At 68.0% G+C, this 16,841-nt stretch carries 20 protein-coding genes; 6 read left to right on the forward strand and 14 right to left on the reverse strand.

Annotated elements, in window-relative coordinates; genetic code table 11:
* Positions 1-16 precede the first annotated feature (16 nt).
* Positions 17-628, forward strand: coding sequence for a YczE/YyaS/YitT family protein (locus tag ACP7A5_RS02845; protein ID WP_426040493.1), 612 nt, complete (start codon positions 17-19; stop codon positions 626-628).
* Here ACP7A5_RS02845 and ACP7A5_RS02850 read toward each other — a convergent pair whose 3' ends face one another.
* Positions 629-1,327, reverse strand: coding sequence for a hypothetical protein (locus tag ACP7A5_RS02850; protein WP_426040494.1), 699 nt, complete (start codon positions 1,325-1,327; stop codon positions 629-631).
* Positions 1,328-1,379: 52 nt separating this feature from the next.
* A complete protein-coding gene (locus ACP7A5_RS02855; RefSeq protein WP_426040495.1) occupies positions 1,380-3,011 on the reverse strand; it encodes a peptide chain release factor 3 in 1,632 nt (543 codons plus the stop codon).
* 181 nt (positions 3,012-3,192) lie between these two features.
* Here ACP7A5_RS02855 and ACP7A5_RS02860 point away from each other — a divergent pair, with 181 nt between their 5' ends.
* A complete protein-coding gene (locus ACP7A5_RS02860; protein ID WP_426040496.1) occupies positions 3,193-3,354 on the forward strand; it encodes a hypothetical protein in 162 nt (53 codons plus the stop codon).
* Positions 3,355-3,359: 5 nt separating this feature from the next.
* On the opposite strand, the gene ACP7A5_RS02865 is transcribed toward ACP7A5_RS02860, so the two are convergent.
* The 3 genes from ACP7A5_RS02865 to ACP7A5_RS02875 all read right to left on the reverse strand — a co-directional run bounded on the left by ACP7A5_RS02865 (position 3,360) and on the right by ACP7A5_RS02875 (position 5,787).
* Entirely contained in the window at positions 3,360-4,889 is a 1,530-nt protein-coding gene (locus ACP7A5_RS02865; RefSeq protein WP_426040497.1) for a hypothetical protein, read from the reverse strand.
* 76 nt (positions 4,890-4,965) lie between these two features.
* Positions 4,966-5,346 (reverse strand): hypothetical protein, encoded by a 381-nt coding sequence (locus ACP7A5_RS02870; protein ID WP_426040498.1) that lies wholly within the window; start codon positions 5,344-5,346, stop codon positions 4,966-4,968.
* Positions 5,347-5,460: 114 nt separating this feature from the next.
* Entirely contained in the window at positions 5,461-5,787 is a 327-nt protein-coding gene (locus tag ACP7A5_RS02875; RefSeq protein ID WP_426040499.1) for a DUF1491 family protein, read from the reverse strand.
* Between the two features lie 55 nt (positions 5,788-5,842).
* Between ACP7A5_RS02875 and ACP7A5_RS02880 the strand changes: the two genes are divergently transcribed.
* Entirely contained in the window at positions 5,843-6,715 is an 873-nt protein-coding gene (locus ACP7A5_RS02880) for a hypothetical protein (RefSeq protein ID WP_426040500.1), read from the forward strand.
* Here ACP7A5_RS02880 and ACP7A5_RS02885 read toward each other — a convergent pair.
* Positions 6,712-8,415 (reverse strand): ATP-binding protein, encoded by a 1,704-nt coding sequence (locus tag ACP7A5_RS02885; RefSeq protein ID WP_426040501.1) that lies wholly within the window; start codon positions 8,413-8,415, stop codon positions 6,712-6,714. The two genes, ACP7A5_RS02880 and ACP7A5_RS02885, sit on opposite strands and share 4 nt — an antisense overlap.
* A 189-nt stretch (positions 8,416-8,604) precedes the next feature.
* Between ACP7A5_RS02885 and ACP7A5_RS02890 the strand changes: the two genes are divergently transcribed.
* On the forward strand, positions 8,605-9,033 hold the full coding sequence (locus tag ACP7A5_RS02890) for a SufE family protein (RefSeq protein ID WP_425987902.1): 429 nt from the start codon (positions 8,605-8,607) through the stop codon (positions 9,031-9,033).
* An 86-nt stretch (positions 9,034-9,119) separates the two neighbouring features.
* Here ACP7A5_RS02890 and ACP7A5_RS02895 read toward each other — a convergent pair whose 3' ends face one another.
* From ACP7A5_RS02895 to ACP7A5_RS02905, 3 genes are read right to left on the reverse strand one after another with little or no spacing between them, the layout of a single operon-like run.
* Entirely contained in the window at positions 9,120-9,509 is a 390-nt protein-coding gene (locus ACP7A5_RS02895) for a DUF6456 domain-containing protein (protein ID WP_426040600.1), read from the reverse strand.
* A complete protein-coding gene (locus ACP7A5_RS02900; RefSeq protein ID WP_426040502.1) occupies positions 9,461-9,835 on the reverse strand; it encodes a hypothetical protein in 375 nt (124 codons plus the stop codon). The genes ACP7A5_RS02895 and ACP7A5_RS02900 overlap by 49 nt, the downstream gene beginning before the upstream one ends.
* Positions 9,832-10,197, reverse strand: a complete 366-nt coding sequence (locus ACP7A5_RS02905) for a chromosomal replication initiator DnaA (RefSeq protein ID WP_426040503.1) — start codon at positions 10,195-10,197, stop codon at positions 9,832-9,834. Before ACP7A5_RS02905 ends, ACP7A5_RS02900 begins: the two co-directional genes overlap by 4 nt.
* A gap of 343 nt (positions 10,198-10,540) precedes the next feature.
* Between ACP7A5_RS02905 and ctrA the strand changes: the two genes are divergently transcribed.
* On the forward strand, positions 10,541-11,254 hold the full coding sequence (gene ctrA, locus ACP7A5_RS02910; protein ID WP_426040504.1) for a response regulator transcription factor CtrA: 714 nt from the start codon (positions 10,541-10,543) through the stop codon (positions 11,252-11,254).
* 104 nt (positions 11,255-11,358) lie between these two features.
* On the opposite strand, the gene ACP7A5_RS02915 is transcribed toward ctrA, so the two are convergent.
* The 5 genes from ACP7A5_RS02915 to ACP7A5_RS02935 all read right to left on the reverse strand — a co-directional run bounded on the left by ACP7A5_RS02915 (position 11,359) and on the right by ACP7A5_RS02935 (position 15,776).
* Positions 11,359-11,997, reverse strand: coding sequence for an SOUL family heme-binding protein (locus ACP7A5_RS02915; RefSeq protein ID WP_426040505.1), 639 nt, complete (start codon positions 11,995-11,997; stop codon positions 11,359-11,361).
* A 122-nt stretch (positions 11,998-12,119) separates the two neighbouring features.
* Positions 12,120-13,175 carry an endo-1,4-beta-xylanase gene (locus ACP7A5_RS02920; RefSeq protein WP_426040506.1) on the reverse strand — a complete coding sequence of 352 codons (1,056 nt, stop codon included), beginning with the start codon at positions 13,173-13,175 and terminating at the stop codon, positions 12,120-12,122.
* Between the two features lie 13 nt (positions 13,176-13,188).
* Positions 13,189-13,599, reverse strand: a complete 411-nt coding sequence (locus tag ACP7A5_RS02925; RefSeq protein ID WP_426040507.1) for a flagellar export protein FliJ — start codon at positions 13,597-13,599, stop codon at positions 13,189-13,191.
* Between the two features lie 16 nt (positions 13,600-13,615).
* The gene (gene fliI, locus ACP7A5_RS02930) at positions 13,616-14,959 is read right to left on the reverse strand and encodes a flagellar protein export ATPase FliI (RefSeq protein WP_426040508.1); all 1,344 of its coding nucleotides are present in this window, start codon (positions 14,957-14,959) and stop codon (positions 13,616-13,618) included.
* A 49-nt stretch (positions 14,960-15,008) separates the two neighbouring features.
* Positions 15,009-15,776: a hypothetical protein gene (locus ACP7A5_RS02935; protein ID WP_426040509.1), complete on the reverse strand. Its 768-nt coding sequence runs from the start codon at positions 15,774-15,776 to the stop codon at positions 15,009-15,011.
* Between the two features lie 28 nt (positions 15,777-15,804).
* On the opposite strand from ACP7A5_RS02935, the gene ACP7A5_RS02940 reads away from it, so the two are divergent.
* Entirely contained in the window at positions 15,805-16,656 is an 852-nt protein-coding gene (locus tag ACP7A5_RS02940) for a hypothetical protein (RefSeq protein ID WP_426040510.1), read from the forward strand.
* The last annotated feature ends 185 nt before the right edge of the window (positions 16,657-16,841 follow it).

Here is a 16,841-nt window from a genome sequence, read left to right on the forward strand (position 1 = left end):
GTTCTAGCGTAGCCGCATGTTCATCCGTCGCTTCATCCAGCTCCAGATCGGCCTGCTTCTGTACGGGATGTCGCTGGCCCTCATGGTCCGCGCCGACCTCGGGCTGAATCCGTGGAGCGTCTTCCATCAGGGCCTGTCGGAGATGACAGGGCTCAGCCTCGGGCTGATCGTCAACATCGTCGGGGCTCTGGTGCTGCTGATCTGGATCCCGCTGAGGCAGAAGCCGGGCGTAGGGACGATCTGCAATGTGCTGGTCATCGGCACGGCGGCGGATGTGAGCCTGCATTTCCTGCCGGAGATCCACGGGCTGGGGCTGCAGATCGGATTCCTGATCGGGGCCATCCTGCTGAATGGCGTGGCGACGGGGGCCTATATCGGCGCGGGACTGGGACCGGGGCCGCGCGACGGCCTGACCACCGGCGGCGTGCGACTGACGGGCTGGGAAGTCCGCTGGGTGCGGATGGCGATCGAGGGGCTGGTGCTCAGCATGGGCTGGATGCTGGGCGGCACGATCGGGGTCGGCACGGTGGCCTACGCCCTGTCGAACGGGCCGCTGCTGCAGATCTTCCTGCCGGTGTTCGAGATCCGACTTGATAGAGCGCCCGTTTCCGCCCCTGCTGGGCCCTGATCAGGAACCGAACCGGGCATTCTCCGGCACGTCTTCCAGACGGCAGACGTTCCACAGGTCGTCCTCGGCGCTGTCGACATCGTCGCCCAGCCGGGCTGTGCGCTTGATGACGTCCGTGCCGATGACCTCATAGGTGACGTTGTAGGCGCCCGCGTCGCCGCCGCGTTCGGTCCTGCAACGCTGGGCCTCGCCCCAGCTGTTCGGCCCGGTCTGGAGGAACTGGCCCGGCTCGCAGCCGCCGAAGTCGATGGTGAAGGCGGTCGGGGTCACGAAGGCCAGGTCGCCCTCGCCGGGCCAGACCTGGTCGCACTCCTTGTCGCCCCGGACGTAGTAGCCGAGCGTCATGGGGATGGGCTCCGGCTCGGTCTCGCCGGGCGCGAGGGTGACGCCGGCGGGGCCTTCGGCGACTTGAGGGGTCTGGTCCCGTGTGGAACCCAGCAGGTCTTCCAGCGTGCGGTCGCTGGATGGCGTCGTCGCCGGCAGCGTGGGTCGGGGAGGTGCGGGTTGCGGGCGTTCGGCGACCGTCAGCGGCGGCTGGGCGTTGGGGCGGGGTGACAGGGTCGATTGCGCCGGGGCGGTGTTCAGGGATCGGGTCGTCGCCGAGCCCTGGTTTTGCTGTGCCGAGGCGGCGTTCGCAAGCAGCAGGGCTCCGGTCGCCAGAGCCAGGGTTGTTCCGCAGGTCTTCGCTCGTTCGATCATGCCGTCCTGTCGATCATGCCTGAACGACAAAACGATGGCGGGCGACAGAGGTTCAGCCGCGTTCCTTCGTCTTGGTGAACGCCACCTTCGGGAAGCGCTCCATGACATAGCCGGTCTCCCAGCTCGACTTGGCCAGGAAGACCGGGGCCTGGTCGATATCGCGGGCCATCTGGCCGCGGTATTTGGACATGAAGTCCTCGATGTCGGCCTTTTCCCCGTCGATCCAGCGGGCCTCGGCATAGGGGCTGTGCTCGAAGATGACTTCGAGGCCGTATTCCTCGCCCAGACGATCGGCCATGACCTCGAACTGCAGTTGGCCCACGGCGCCGACGATGAAGTCCGCGCCGATCTCGGGGCGGAACAGCTGGGTGACGCCTTCCTCGGCCAGGCCGTCGAGCGCCTTCTTCAGGTGTTTGGCCTTGAGCGGATCCTTGACCCGGACGCGCTGGAGGATTTCCGGGGCGAAGTTGGGCAGGCCGGCGAAGCGGATCAGGCCACTCTCCGACAGGCTGTCGCCGACCCGCAGGACCCCGTGGTTGGGGATGCCGATCACGTCGCCGGCGAAGGCGTCGTCGGCCAGTTCGCGGTCGGAGGCGAAGAACATGATGGGGGCGTTGACCGACAGCTGTTTGCCGGTGTTCTGGACCTTCAGCTTCATGCCACGCTTGAAGCTGCCCGAGGCCATGCGGAACATGGCGATGCGGTCCCGGTGGTTGGGGTCCATGTTGGCCTGGACCTTGAAGACGAAGCCGGTGACCTCGGCATTGCCCGGCTCGACCGTCAGTTCCACGGGGGCGGGGGCGTTGCGGGTCTCTGGCGGGGCTTCCTTGCGGGCCGGCATGGTCTTGGGCGGCGGCGCCCAGTCGCCGATGGCGGCCAGAAGCTCGTCGATGCCGAAGTGGCGCAGCGCCGAACCCCACAGCACCGGGGTCATATGGCCTTCGAGGAAGGCCTGGCGGTCGAACGCCGGGTAGCCGCCCTCGACCAGTTCTCTGGCGTCCATCAGGGCCTGATGCTCGCCCGCCTCGAAATACTCGCCGGCGTCGGCCAGCGGCAGGGCGTCCGGATGCGGCACCTCATCCTTCGAGCCGGCCGGCTTCTTGGCGTAGGGCTGGAACCGGCCGGTGCCCATCTCGACCATGCCGCGCAGGCGGTTGCCGCTCTCGGCCGGCCACCAGATCGGGGAGGGGTCGAGCTGCAGGCGTGAGGCGATCTCGTCGAGCAGGGCCATCGGGTCCTGGGCCTCGCGGTCCAGCTTGTTGATGAAGGTGATGATCGGGATGTCGCGCAGGCGGCAGACCTCGAACAGCTTCAGCGTCTGCGGTTCGATACCCTTGGCGGCGTCCAGCACCATGATGGCGCAGTCGGCGGCGGTCAGGGTGCGGTAGGTGTCTTCCGAGAAGTCCTCGTGCCCGGGCGTGTCGAGCAGGTTGAACATCTTGCCGTCGTGCTCGAACGTCATGACCGAGGCGGAGACGGAGATTCCGCGCTCCTTCTCGATCTTCATCCAGTCGGACTGGGTCCGACGGTTCTCGCCGCGTGCCCGCACCGCGCCGGCCGCCCGGATGGCCCCGCCGGACAGCAGGATATGTTCCGTCAGCGTCGTCTTGCCGGCGTCGGGGTGCGCGATGATGGCGAAGGTCCGCCTGCGGGCGGCCTCCTGATCGAGGGTCAGTTTCGACATGGGGGCGGGAGGTAGCGCGCGACGGCGCCAAAGTCACGCGGGCGGGCGCCTTCGCCGGCTCTCGAAGATGTGTCGATAGTGCAGGCTAAATCCCCTCGCCAATCAGGGTCTTTGGGGTCATCCTTCGAATGCGAGACGTTCCGGACATGAGCCGGACGCAGCAGGGAAGAAGGAAACGGCTATGGCTCTGCTGGATTCAGCACACCGCGTTTCGACCGTCCGGGCGCCGTCCAGGCGGTTCACGGAGCGCGAGATTCACCCCGCAATCTGCCTGCTCGCAGGCTTCGGCGTGATCATCGGGGCGGCGGGCTTGGTGCATGTGGTGTTCAACGTCCTGATGTAGGGACGTCAGTCGGCCGGTTCGGTCTCCTCGACCGCAGGCGGCGCCTCCGTCGATAGCGGCTCCAGACCGGCGCGCTCCCGTGCCTGCGCCAGAAGATCGCGCACCGAGGTCAGGTCGCCGCCGTCGTGCGGGTTGTTCGCCAGCGGCGACAGGACCTGAACCGCCTCAAGATATTTTTCCTTGGCCATCAAAACCTGCGCGGCCCACATCGCCGTTGAACCCAGTTGGGGCGCCAGGCGATAGGCGGACTCCGCGATCGTGAGGTCGTTATCGCTCGGGTAGCCGGGCGCGCCCTGGCGATTCCGCGACATCGCCATGTAGATCCTGAAGTCGAACGGATCGGCCTCATAGGCGGCGCCCAGACGACGGAGGGCCTGACGCATCAGGGCCGTGCGCGCGGCGGCGTCCTCGGTCTCGTCGGCGACGTCCATCTCTGCGCTGGCCATCAGCCACAGCGCCTCCGCATCAGCAGGGTCGGCGGCCACGACCGGTTCCAGCGTCGTGATCGCCTCGGCCGGCAGTTCGGCCTTGATGAGATATTTGGCCAGGGTCACCGTCGGCAGCCGCTCGCCCGGATGCCGCGCGGCCATCGCATGAACTCGCTGGAGCAGGGCGTCCTTGTCATCGCCGAGCGGTCGCATTGATCGCAGGTCGAGCCAGATCGCGTCCTCCGTGCTCGCCGGCAGGGCGGTCACGGTCACCTCCGCCACCGGGAAGGCCTGGGTCAGGGTGTAGACCGTCACGCCGCGCCCCAGATAGGAACGCAAGCTGGTCGTCAGTTGCTCGGGGGTCTGACCCGTCTGTTCCTCGAAGGCGGCGACGGACTCCTCGCCTCGTCCGACGGCGGCCAGATAGGCGCTGAACTGGCGTTTCCGCTCCGGCGTGCCGAGCATGTAGTGGGTCAGCAGCCAGGCCTGGGCGTAATAGGCGGAACCTTGCCGGGAGCACAGATTGGGGCGCGCGCTCAGGACGGTGCGCATCGGGATCCAGCCGTTCGTCTGGGCCAGGGAATTCAGTCGCCCCTCGCTCCACAGACCGTACCGCATGCGCCCCATCCGCAGGTCCGAGGGCGCCAGGTATTCGGCGAAGCCTTCCACGAACCAGGCCGGGTAGGCCTCGTTGTGGTACTGGAACATGTAGTGGTGCGCGTATTCGTGGAACAGGATCGTGTCGCTGTTCTCATTGCTCAGATCGACGACCGCATAGATCCGGCCATCGTTGCGGCTGTAGAAGCCGCCGACGGTCGTCGGCACGCCGGGCCAGACCTGCCGCATGGTCGCGTTGTTGGCCGCCAGATAGATCCACAGCTTCGGCGCCTCGAGCTCGTCGGTCTCGGGCGGCCGGAACATTTCCAGCATCTCGTGGAAGCGTTCGACCTTGCGGGCGTATTCGGTGATGTCGCCCCGGCTGACCTCGCCCTGGATGACGAAATGCTCGGTCTCGGCGCGCAGGAAGTCGGCGCGGGCCGGCGCGGCAGCGCAAAGGATGAGGCCCAGGGCGAGCGAAAGACCTCGCAAGGCGACCGAGATACGCATGGCTGAACTCCCTGAGAGGGTTCAACCTAGCGGGGCGTGTGTCCGATAGACAAGTGCAGGCGTTGCCGGTCTGGCCTCAGGCGGCCATGCGACCCCAGACGGCGCGGTCGGCGGCGACCGCGTCCAGCTTTCCCTTGCCGCCGCGAACGTAAAGCTGGCGCATCACGTTGTCCGGCAGGGCGCAGAACAGGGGTTCGACAAGGGCGGGGTCGCAGTCGGTCTCCGGCGCCGCGAACAGGGCGGCGTTCACGTCCGGCGAGCGGTCGTGGATCAGCCAGGCCAGACGCCGCGCCCGTTCCGGGTCGTTGCGGTGCAGCAGCGGGTCCTCGGCGAACAACTCGCAGCCGAGTTCCATCAGATAGTCGAAGCCCAGTTTCTCGAACCGGCGCGCGTCGGCCGACGTGACCGGGGAGGCCTCGTTCAGGTCGAACACCACGTCGTTCATGAGAAACAGCATATTGGGCACTCGCCTGACGCCGACGTTTCTCGCCGACACCCTGACCCTAGACCCGGGTGGTTTTCGGTTCCGTTCCCGAACGTCGTTAAGGATTTGCGACCAGCGGCGGGCGGCTCAGTCCTGGACCTTCTCGACGATGAAGTGCCGGCCTTGTCTGTCCTCGATCTCGACCACCCAGAGGTCGGGATCGTAACCGCGCTGGCGCTCGATATAGGCGTCCAGCTCGCTTTCGGTCCCGGTCAACGGCTGGATCCACAACCGGTCGCCGTCCTGGCCGAACGCCTCGCTATAGAGATGCGCCGTCCGCTCCGACGTATTGTAGGCCTTCACGATCACAGTGCCGGCGCGCATGTCGCCCTTGCGCACGACGGTGGCGTTGGCCCCCTCGATCTGGGCGCGGCGGATCAGGGCGCCGACCCACAGGTCTGAGTTCAGAAGCAAATCGGTAACCCTGCTCGGCAACGGGACCGGAACGACGTGGCGCTACGGTGGGCTCATGAGGATAGGCCTTTCAACCCGCATCGCCAGAGCCATCACCGCCGCCGTGATGATGGCGGGGATACCCGTGGCCGCCTTCGCCGACGGCACGGGGACGTTCTACGACCGGACCTTCGTCCTTGCCGCGCACGAGAAATGCCAGCTGTTCCGCGCGCCGGTCGCCGGCGCCCTGTCGGCGGCGACCCTGCAGTCGCGGGGCGCGGCCCTGCGTGCCGGAACCGCCGAGACGACGCTGCAGACCACCGCCAGTCGGGCCCGGTCGCGGGCGCGCCAGGTGTCCTGCGCCAATCCCGAACTGGCCATGGTGCGTGATAGGGTCGCCGACGCCTTCGCCGGCTGGCAGCGTATCCCGCGCATGGATTTCAACAGCGACCATGCCACCTGGACCGCCGACCGCGTCCGCCGCGAGGCCGCGACCTGGCGGCTGGTGCAGACCTCGGTCACCGGCGCCTCGCCCGTGCGGTTCGGCCTTGGCGCCTCGGCCGAGGGCCAAGAGACCCTGTCCGCCGTCGTCTCCTTCGTCGGACGCCCCCGTCCCTATGCGGCGCGGATGGTGATGCGCGACCCGGCCCTGGCCGCGCGTCCGTGGCTGACCGCCGCCGGCCGCGCCGTCCTGCCGCCCGAGAGCGCGCGCCAGGAGGTCTGGTCGGCCGGAACCGCCCCGGCCGCGGCGACCCTGCTGGCCATGGGCAAGACCCAGGGGGAGACCTGGACCTTCCCGGCCGCTGGCGGCGACCGTCTGGCTCGCCTCGATCCGCGCGAGCCCTTCCTGATCGAGTTCCTGTTCCGCGACGGCAGCGTGGCGACGGCGACCTTCGAGGCCGGGGATTTCGCTGCCGCGCGGGCGTTCGTAGCGCTGGGGACGGTCTAGCCCCCTGCATTGAACGGGATGACCTCCGCCCCGCCTTCCGGTGCGACCGGCCGGGCGGCGACGGCCACCGGCATGCGCACCGTGACCGCCGTGCCTTCGCCCAGGGTCGAGTCCAGGCTCATCCGGCCGCCGTGCAGTTCGGCGAGGGCGCGGACCAGCGACAGGCCGAGGCCCGTCCCCTGCACCTTCTGTTCGACAGCGCCCGCCTGTTCGAACGGGCGGCCGAGGCGTTTGAGATCGCGGGCGGCGATGCCGACGCCGGTGTCGGAGACGACCAGCTCCAGATACGGCCCGATGACCTCGAGCGTCAGGGTCACTGATCCGCCCCCCGGGGTGAATTTGATGGCATTGGACAACAGGTTCAGCGTGATCTGCTTCAGCGCGCGGCGGTCGGCTTCGACGACCAGGGGTTCGTCCGGGACCAGACTGGACAGACCCACACCCTTATCCGTCGCGGTGACCCGCACCAGGGCGACGGCCGCCGAGACCACTTCGCGCGCATCGAAGGACTCGCGCGACAGCTCGTAGCGCTCGGCCTCGATCTTGGACACGTCCAGCACGTCGTTGATCAGGTCCAGCAGGTGACCGCCCGCCTCGTGGATGCTGTCGGCGTAGTCGGCGTATTTCTGGGGCAGGGGACCGAAGAGGCGCTGGCGCATGATGTCGGAGAAGCCAAGCACGGCGTTCAGCGGCGTCCTCAGCTCATGGGACATATTGGCGAGGAAGCGGGTCTTGCCGGTGTCGCGCGCCTCGGCCTCCGCGCGGGCGGCTTCCAGACCGATTTCGGTGGCGAACTGGCGGGTGGCGTCGAAGGCCTGGGCGATCACGCGCGCGCAGCCGTCGCCGTCGTCCATGCGGCGGATGATCAGATTGACGCGGCGGTCCAGTGCGATGCGAGGGGCGAACTGGGCCTGACCCTCCTGTCCTGCCAGGGCGCGGTCGATGGCGGCGAGGATCGCGGGGCGGTCGGGGGCGTGGACCGCCGCGAACAGACCGGACTGGAACAGGGTCTGAGGCTCCAGCGCGGGCGGGGCCGAGCCGTAGGCGGCCAGCACTCGGCCCGACGGCTCCAGCACCAGGGTCAGACCGGGCTGGGCGGCCAACAGGGTCTCGACACGCAGGGTCATCGCCTCGGCGGCGTTCAGCTTGTTCTCGCGGAGTCTCCAGGCCAGCGTCACGGCCAGGACGGCGGCGACCGTGGCGAGGACGACGGAGATCGAGGCCGGCAGTGCCCGGCCTCCCGGTGGCCCGATCAGCAGGGCCGACAGCTGGCCGCCCAGGGCCGTGACGCCGGCGCCGATCGCGCCGGCCTGTGCCAGCCGCACGCCGTGGCGGGGTCCGCCCAGCGCCAGGGCCGCGACGAACGGCATGATCACATAGCCCACCAGCGGCCCGGCCGGCCCGCCCGACAGCATGGCTGCGGCGAGGGCCGCCAGGGTCCAGACAACGAGCAGCAGCGACCGCTCGCCCGTGCCATCTCGCCACAGCAGGGCCAGTCCCGCCAGTCCGGGCACGACCATGGCCGTCGCGCCGAAAATCGCTGAGCCGCCGAACCAGCCCAGGCCCGCGCCCGCCACGGCGGACAGCGCGGCGCCCACGGCCCAGGCCGCGTGCCAGGCCGTCAGGGCGGACAGGCCCTCGCCCACCGCGCGCGCGGGCGGTGGAGAGGCGTCCGGGTCAGGGTTGGAGACAGGGTTCAAACAGGTGTCCGGGCGGCCTTGGCGAGGAGCCGGTCAGGGCAGCGCGCCGACCGCGTAGACTAGCGTCGCAGCCGAGTCGTCTAAAGCCCGCACCCGCAGGAGGCGACTCCGTCAGTGGGCGGCGAGGCTCGCAACTGGGGATGGACGGGCAGGTTGTCGTTAACCGGCGCGCGGCCTATCTGGCGACCCATGACCGAACCCGCCGACAGCATCGACGCGACCCTGGACGAACTGGCCGAGGACTTCGAGGTGCTGGAGGACTGGGAACAGCGCATCGCCTACGTCATCGACCTGGGCAAGGATCTGGCCCCGCTGCCGGACACCGACCGGACCGAGGCCAACAAGGTGCCGGGCTGTGCGGCGCAGGTCTGGCTGGCGTCGGGGCGAGACGGCGACCGGCTGACGTTCCACGCCGACTCGGACAGCGCCATTTCCAAGGGCAATGTCGCCCTGTTGCTGAAACTCTATTCGGGCCGTCCTGCGACCCAGATTCTGGCCTTCGACGCCAGGGCGGCGCTGGACCGGCTGGGCCTGCCCCAGGCCCTGACCCGACAGAGGGCGAACGGACTCAACGCCATGGTGGGGCGGATCCGGCAGGAGGCCATGGCGGCCGGGTAAGTCCCCGCAGGCACTCCGGGCGGTCGGGGCAGAGGCGCGGTGACACGATTCAGGGTGACCAAAGGCGCTTCTTTCCGATCATCGGGTCAGCCGATCCGGTAGTGGTCCGCGAGCTTTCGCAGTGCTGCCTTGAGAACCCTCTTCCCTTCCCGTCGGCGAAGGCCTGCCTCCCGTTCGGCGAGTTGCAGGCTGCCCTCGCGGATACAGACCTGTTCTACGATCGCGTGCGTTCGCGAATCCAGTGATGCGAGCGCCCGCGCGAGCCGCCGACCGGCGGCGATGGCCCGGTCACAGGGTTCGACGCGGGCCGACGAGCCGCTGCCGCCCGTGCGCGGCAGGGCGTCCCAGCGCATGGTCAGGGAGGGGCCGGACCGGGAGAGTTCGTCGTCCAGCCTCAGGCGTTCACCCGCGGCGATCTCGGCCGGGGTCAGCCAGGGGCGACCGTCGGCATCCTTGCGACGGGCCAGCCAGGCGATGGGGCTTTCCCCAGGTTGGCGCGACGCAGGGTGAGGCGGCCGTCGGGATCCATCATCGGCCGCTCGCCCTCGATCCGGCCGGGCGCGCCCGGGGGCGGCGTCGAGGATACTGTCGGGGCCGGCCGCCCGATCCAGCCGCCGCCGGCGCGTGCCTTCAGGCCGGGGGTCTCGATCAAGTCCCGGAAGATGGTTTCATTGAGCGTCATCGTCGCACGCGCTCGCCGGTCGCCGCCGACGCGCAGGGCATAGGTTCGGTCGGGCCCCGCGACGTCGATCCAGCCACCGCGCGCCAGAAGGCCTCGCGCCCGCGCCGTAAGGCCGCTCACGCCACCTCCGGCAGGTCGGTGACCGGCGGCGTCTCGCACAGGGTCTGGATGGTCTCGGCCAGCTGATCCAGCAGGTCGTTCAGATGCAGCTCGTCGCGCGCCTGCTCGATCCGGGTGCAGGCCGTCCCGACCGTCTGGCGGTTGATCCCGAAGGCGTGACCGACCCGTTCCAGCGGCCAGCCGAGCGCCACATGGGCCAGGTACAGAGACACCCGCCGCGTCCGGAGCGCCGACTGTGTCAGCCGGGACTTGCGCTGCAGGGTTTCCATCGGCGTGCCGAGCCGCAGGGCCACGATCTGCTGAACCAGGTCGGCCCGGTCGCGATCCTCCGACGACACGATGATCCGATAGGGTGTATTCAAGACGTCTCTCCCGATCCCGATGCGCGCGATGTCCCATTCTGGGGCCGTAAAACGGGATGGTAGGAACATTATCCTGTTCGACGTCAGAAGCGGTCGTATCTCCAGTCGTGGCGGCGCGCGCATGGACAGGACCAAGGCGAATCCAGCCTGCCGAACACCGGCCTTTGAAATAATTCGAATCGTTGACTCGTGACTCTCGACGTCGATTCGCAAATCAGCCTAGATTCGCCTTCATGGGGTGCTGTTAACGGTTCTTAAGGTTTTGACCGGTTAACTCCGGAACAAGGTTACCCGGAACTTCACGCCGGGCCATATGGTCTAGCTTTTGCCTGGAGGGGCATGAATGCGCGTTCTGCTTATCGAAGACGATCATGCGACGGCGCAGAGCATCGAACTGATGCTGAAGTCCGAAGGCTTCAACGTCTACACGACGGACCTGGGTGAAGAAGGCATCGATCTGGGCAAGATCTATGACTACGATCTCATTCTACTTGATCTGAACCTGCCGGATATGAGCGGCCTCGAAGTCCTGCGCCAGCTGCGCGTCGGCAAGGTCAATACGCCCGTCATGATCCTGTCGGGCTCCACCGAGATCGAGACCAAGGTCAAGACCTTCGGCGGCGGCGCCGACGACTACATGACCAAGCCCTTCCACAAGGACGAGCTGATCGCGCGCACCCACGCCGTCGTCCGCCGCTCCAAGGGCCACGCCCAGGCCATCATCCACACCGGCGAGATCGCCGTGAACCTGGACGGCAAGACCGTCGAGGTGCACGGTCACCGCGTCCACCTGACGGGCAAGGAATACCAGATGCTGGAGCTGCTCTCGCTCCGCAAGGGCACGACCCTGACCAAGGAAATGTTCCTGAACCACCTGTACGGCGGCATGGACGAGCCCGAGCTGAAGATCATCGACGTCTTCATCTGCAAGCTGCGCAAGAAGCTGGCCACGGCCGCCGGCGGCAAACACTATATCGAGACTGTCTGGGGTCGCGGCTATGTGCTGCGCGATCCGTCGGAGGCGTCGGCGCCTGCGCCGCAGAGCGCCGCCGCCTGATCCACTTCGGCTCTCGGCGCTGAACACAGAAGCGCCCGCCGGGAGACCGGCGGGCGTTTTGCTGTCCGGAGTGGTGGGTCGGCCGTCTGTGCCGGGCCCTGCCTCTATCTCGGCTCGACCCTGATCGCGACCTCGTTGCGGCGCATCGGCGGCAGGGTCCAGGGCGGGTCGTAGAACCAGACGACCGGCTCTCCACGGACGGTCCATCCACTGCCGGCCAGTCCGGCCAACAACTGGGCCTTGTGCGTCTCCACAGCGCGCACCGAGCCGACGCCGCTAAACCTGACCACTGCATAGGTTTCGGCCGGAACGACGACCAGCTCGACTGTCGGGTCGTTAGGAACCGGCAGTTCGGCCATCGCATAGGCCGCCGGCATGAAGAACTGGACTGTCCAGCGGTCGACACCGGACGGTGTCTGGGCCACGGGCGCGGTCATGGCGATGGTCTGTGAGCCGCCTGTGCCGGCCTGTGAGACCGGGGCTGTCATCGCGATGGAGGCTCGCTGCGCGTTGCCGCCGAAGATGTAGCCCGCCAGACGCCGAAAGCCCTGGTTGCGGGCGGCGTCGCTGTTGCCCGTAACCTCGGTCTGGGCGGCTATTCGCTCCCCATACAGGCGGATGTCGATCTCGCCGACGGTTGCGACGCTTTGATAGGCCGGCTCTTCGGTGCCGGATCGCACGCCCACAGTCGAACAGGCGGTCGTCATAAGGGCCGCACCGACGGCCACCAGCGCATGTCTCATGATCGAAGCCTTGTTCAAGGAGCGTAGGATCGCTGGTTGCCTTAACGCACGGATCGTCCCAGCGGATAACCCGCGCTCTTTGGCCACGGCGGCCCTTTCCACGCGCGGAGTTCGTGGACGGATCATCCAGCCCGCATCGCTTCGACCACAGCGGCGAACATCGGATTGGCCCGTCCCGCCGCGTCGAAAAGCAGGGGGCTGTCCTTGCCGTCGTCGCGGGCGTCGCGACGCAGCCAGCTGTCGGTGTCGCGCAGGCCCCAGACAGTGAAGGCGAACCGCTGGGCCGGGGGCAGGTCCATGAAGGCCGAGGTCAGTTCGGCGACGCGGGCGGTCTGCTGCTCTATCTTCTGACGTTGCGGCCGGGTGTCGAAACGGCCCTCGGCGCGGAGAGAGGCGTCGAGCTCGGAGACATGGATCGGCAGGCCGAACCGGGCGGCCTCGCGAAAGAAGGCGGCCGTCTGGCCGGCGGGGATCTCGATGTCGAGGTGCGACTGGGTGCCGATGCCGCCAATCGGGACGCCGGCCTTCAGGAGCCGCTCGACCAGCCGCAGGAAGGTCGCACCCTTGGTCGGCAGGTTCTCGAGATTGTAGTCGTTGAGGAACAGGACCGCGTCCGGATCGGCCAGTTTCGCCTGTTCAAAGGCGCGGGCGATATAACCGTCCAGGCCGAGGGCCTCGGACCACAGGCAGGACCGCAGACCGTTCCCGTCCTCGGCGACGGCCTCGTTGACGACGTCCCAGCCGGTGGCGCGACCGCGATACCTCTGGGCGACGGTCTGGATGTAGCGGTCGTACTCGGACCGGAACCGCCGCGGGTCGAGCGAGCGGAAAAAGGCGCTGTCCTGTGAATACCAGATCAGTGTCGTGCCAAAGAGGCGCAGGCCGTGGGTGGTGCAGAACTCCGCGATCCGGTCGGGCGCATCCCAGCGGTACTCGCCGGTCTCCGACAGGATATATTCCATCTTCATCTCCCACTCGGGCGTGAGCTGGGAGATGTGGGTCAGGCAGAGGTCGACCCAGGCCCGGTCCTCGAACTGGCCGGTCATGGCCGAGGTCCCGATGGGAAAGGGGGCCATGGATTTGAGTGGTGTCGCGGCGACTGCGGGGGCTGCTGCGGCGTTCTTCTCACACGCGGCCAGCGCGAGGGCGGAGGCGAGAAGGGCGCGGCGGTCGATCATGCCACGCAGGCGATCAGGCGCTGCGGCGGCGCAGGCCCATCTCGTCGAAGGCGGCGGTCTCGCGCTTGCCGGCGGCGATGAGGGCGTTCAGGCGGGTGGTTTCAGCGACGTGTTCGAACTTCTTCAGCTCGGAATAGGCGCCGGTCAGGGCGTCGCGGGCGCCCTCTTCCTCGGCGTCGAGGGTGATCAGATCAGTTTCAGCGGCGCCCTTTCGGGCCTTCCAGCCGGCCATATAGGCCTGAAGCAGGAGGTTGGCCTCGGCGTCGGCCCGGGCGCGCTCGCGTTCCACCTCGACCTCGGCGTCGAGGACAGCCAGACGCATCTCGGCGGTGACCTTGCGGCTGGAGATCTCGGCCAGGCGCTTCTGCAGCGTCTCGACCTCGTAGTTGGAGATGCGGATCAGCGAGTGGGCCCAGGCGGTCATGCGTAAAATCCAGTCACTACTGCGGGACCATGCCCTGGTTCAGAATTGCCTCCAGGCGGGTAAAGGAATCGGAAAGACGCGTGGCGTCGTCCTTGTCCTGACCCAGGAAGGCCTCGAGTGCGGGGTTCAGGGCGATGGCCCTGTCGGTGATCGGGTCGGCCCCGGCGCGATAGGCGCCGATCTTGATCAGCTCTTCCATCGAGGCATAGGCCGAGAGGCACTGGCGGGCGCGCTTGTTGAGCTCGCGCTCGGGCGGCGTCTGGCAGGCGGGCATGGTCCGGCTGACGGACTTCAGCACGTCGATGGCAGGGAAACGACCGCGTTCGGCGATCTTGCGGTCCATGACGATGTGGCCGTCGAGGATGCCTCGCACGGCGTCGGCGATCGGCTCGTCATGGTCGCCGCCGTCCACCAGCACGGTGAACAGGGCTGTGATCGGTCCCGCCGTCGTGCCGTCGGGGCGCACGGGGCCGGGACCGGCGCGCTCCAGCAGCTTGGGCAGTTCGGTGAAGACGGTGGGGGTATAGCCCTTGGTGGTGGGGGGTTCGCCAGCGGCGAGGCCGATCTCGCGCTGGGCCATGGCGAAGCGGGTGACCGAGTCCATCAGGCACAGGACTTCCAGATCCTGGTCCCGGAAATACTCCGCGATGGCCAGGGTCATATAGGCGGACTGGCGGCGTTTCAGCGCGGGCTCGTCGGAGGTGGCGACGACGACGACGGCGCGGCGCAGGCCTTCCTCGCCCAGTGTCTCCTCGATGAACTCGCGGACTTCCCGGCCCCGTTCACCGATCAGGCCGACCACGACGACGTCGCAGGTCGCCTGCTTGGCCAGCATCGACAGCAGCACCGACTTGCCGACGCCGGACCCGGCGAAGATGCCGAGGCGCTGGCCCCGGCAGGTGGTGGTGAAGACGTCCATCGAACGGACACCGAGATCCAGCCGCTCGCCCACCCGGCCGCGCGAATGGGCCGGCGGCGGCGAGGCGCGGAGGGGATACGGGGCCGGGCCTTGCGGCAGGGGGCCCTTGCCGTCGATCGGCTGGCCGAAGGCGTCGATGATGCGGCCCAGCCAGGCCTTGGTCGGATTGACCGCCGCCGCCTGGCCGATGATGTGGATATCGGCGCCGGGGGCCACGCCCTCGACCGAACCGAACGGCATCAACAGGGCCTTGGAATCTCGGAAGCCCACGACCTCGGCGGGCAGGGGCGTCGTGCCGCGCCGCCTGATCTCGGCCCGGGCGCCCACGGCCAGTCGCGACAGGCCGCCGCGCGCCTCGATCAGCAGGCCGCTGACGCCCGCCACCTTGCCGGTGACGACCAGCGGATCGATCGCTTCGACGGCGGTGACGAGGTTAAGCAACGGGGGCCTGCGAGAGGAAACGGAGGCATTAACCTCTGGTCCAACGTGGTTAACGCGGCGTGAAGCCTGGCGGGTCGCCTGTGGACCGTGATCGATGATCAGGCGGGCCGGAAGGTTGTGATCGGGCCATGATCGGGGCAAAATCGAACGGCGTTAGGGGAGGGCTGTCATGTTCGAACGCGCCAAACTGCGCCGCGCGCTCCGAGCGGCGGCCGGCATCCTGTTGATGCTGCTCAGTGCCCTGCCGCCGAGCATAGCCCTGGCGTGGAAGCCGACCACCCATATGCAGTTGGCGGAGATTGCGCTGCAGGACGCGCTCGACGACGGGCGGGTAACGATCATGCGCGTCGATCCGCGCACGGGGGTGATCCTCGGTCCGCTCGGCGACTTCCCGGTTTCGCCCCAGATCCTCGCCGCCCTGAAAGCCGCGCCGGATCGATATCGGGCGGGCGTTCTGGGCCCCGACGCCTATCCGGACATCATGACCGGCCAGCAGATCATCCACCCCGAGGTCGCGAAGGATGACAGCGGCCGCGTGACCGGCAGCGACGCCTGGCTGAACCATATGTGGATCCGGTCCTATGGCGGGGACGCCTCGCCCGAGGTGCGCGCCTTCGTCAGCGGCTTCCTGACCCATGCGGCCGGCGACAGTTTCGCCCACACCTACGTCAACCATTATTCGGGCGGAGCCTTCACCCTGGACCCGCGCCAGAACGCGATCCGGCACATCGTCATGGAGGGCTATCTGGACAAGCGCGCGCCGGAGGTCCGGCACGATCTGGCGGTCAGTATCCGCGGCGTCGACGGCTTCATTCATGACGAGATGATCGCCGCGTCCGGGCAGCGTGCTGGAGCGGCAACTGCTGCTCGGCGACGAGGAGGCGACCAACGCGTCGGCGCCCCTGATTTTCTCGCGGCTGAGGAACAGGCTGCAGGCCGATGTCGATGCCGGCACCGAGAGCTGGGCGACCCTCGCCTACAAGCGGGCCTGGATCGAGGACATCGACGACGGCCTGCGCGCCTGGCCGGCGGTCAGCGCCGAGATTTCCGCGAAGATCATCTATTACCCCGACCAGGCCGACTTCACGGGGGCTGCGAGCATTCTGAATCGGTATGCCCGCCAGCATCTGTGGTCGATGGCCGGGGCGCCGGACTTCGCTGTCGCGGTGGCCTATGCGCCATCGCAGATCGCCGAGGCCCTGTTGCCCCAGGTCGTGATCGACGCCCTGGGCGCCCTGCTGCAGAGGCCGCTCGACTATATGATCAGTGGCGCAACGGGTCTGACGACCGAGGAATGGCGTGAGTACATGGCCCGGCCGGACCACTATTTCGACGAGGTGATGAGCGGGACCTCAGCCCAGCCGAACGGTCATGCGGTGACCCTGGCCGATTTCAATCATCAGCAACTCGGCATCGACGACGACGCCTATGCGAGCCCGGCCCAGCGCTGGACGGTCGATGGGTTCGCGCCGGCCTTCAATACGGTGCAGCTGACCAAACTGAGTTTCCTCGACGCCGAGGGACTTGAGGCGGTTGAGCGGGCGCTGGGCGGACCCCGGTCGCGGGGCGGCGCCAACGTCATGCTGGGCTGGCTGCACTCGCTGGACGACAGTTCGCAGTGGCGCAGCGGTCAGGCCCGCTTCTCCCATCCCGCGGTGTTCAACCAGCTGTTCCGGCCCCAGCTCGGCGCCCCCTGAGCCGCACGACGACCGGCCGGCGTACCTGTTTCATTCCGGGCGATCCTCAGGATCGCCCCGACCGAGGCCGCGACGATGCAGGCGACCGCCGGCCATTGCAGACTGCCGAGTTGCTCCTGCAACAGGTCCGGCCCCCCACTGCGCTGATCGCCGGCTCGGCCGAGAGCAGGACGCAGAAGGTTGAA

The organism is Brevundimonas sp. TWP2-3-4b1 (assembly GCF_049897665.1).
GTDB classification, from domain to species: Bacteria; Pseudomonadota; Alphaproteobacteria; order Caulobacterales; family Caulobacteraceae; genus Brevundimonas; species Brevundimonas subvibrioides_B.

Coding starts and splice junctions, on each gene's coding strand:
- ACP7A5_RS02845 (WP_426040493.1), top strand. CDS start 17: ATGTTCATCCGTCGCTTCATCCAGCTCCAGATCGGCCTGCTTCTGTAC.
- ACP7A5_RS02850 (WP_426040494.1), bottom strand. CDS start 1,327: ATGATCGAACGAGCGAAGACCTGCGGAACAACCCTGGCTCTGGCGACC.
- ACP7A5_RS02855 (WP_426040495.1), bottom strand. CDS start 3,011: ATGTCGAAACTGACCCTCGATCAGGAGGCCGCCCGCAGGCGGACCTTC.
- ACP7A5_RS02860 (WP_426040496.1), top strand. CDS start 3,193: ATGGCTCTGCTGGATTCAGCACACCGCGTTTCGACCGTCCGGGCGCCG.
- ACP7A5_RS02865 (WP_426040497.1), bottom strand. CDS start 4,889: ATGCGTATCTCGGTCGCCTTGCGAGGTCTTTCGCTCGCCCTGGGCCTC.
- ACP7A5_RS02870 (WP_426040498.1), bottom strand. CDS start 5,346: ATGCTGTTTCTCATGAACGACGTGGTGTTCGACCTGAACGAGGCCTCC.
- ACP7A5_RS02880 (WP_426040500.1), top strand. CDS start 5,843: ATGAGGATAGGCCTTTCAACCCGCATCGCCAGAGCCATCACCGCCGCC.
- ACP7A5_RS02890 (WP_425987902.1), top strand. CDS start 8,605: ATGACCGAACCCGCCGACAGCATCGACGCGACCCTGGACGAACTGGCC.
- ctrA (WP_426040504.1), top strand. CDS start 10,541: ATGCGCGTTCTGCTTATCGAAGACGATCATGCGACGGCGCAGAGCATC.
- ACP7A5_RS02915 (WP_426040505.1), bottom strand. CDS start 11,997: ATGAGACATGCGCTGGTGGCCGTCGGTGCGGCCCTTATGACGACCGCC.
- ACP7A5_RS02920 (WP_426040506.1), bottom strand. CDS start 13,175: ATGATCGACCGCCGCGCCCTTCTCGCCTCCGCCCTCGCGCTGGCCGCG.
- ACP7A5_RS02925 (WP_426040507.1), bottom strand. CDS start 13,599: ATGACCGCCTGGGCCCACTCGCTGATCCGCATCTCCAACTACGAGGTC.
- ACP7A5_RS02935 (WP_426040509.1), bottom strand. CDS start 15,776: ATGAATGAAGCCGTCGACGCCGCGGATACTGACCGCCAGATCGTGCCG.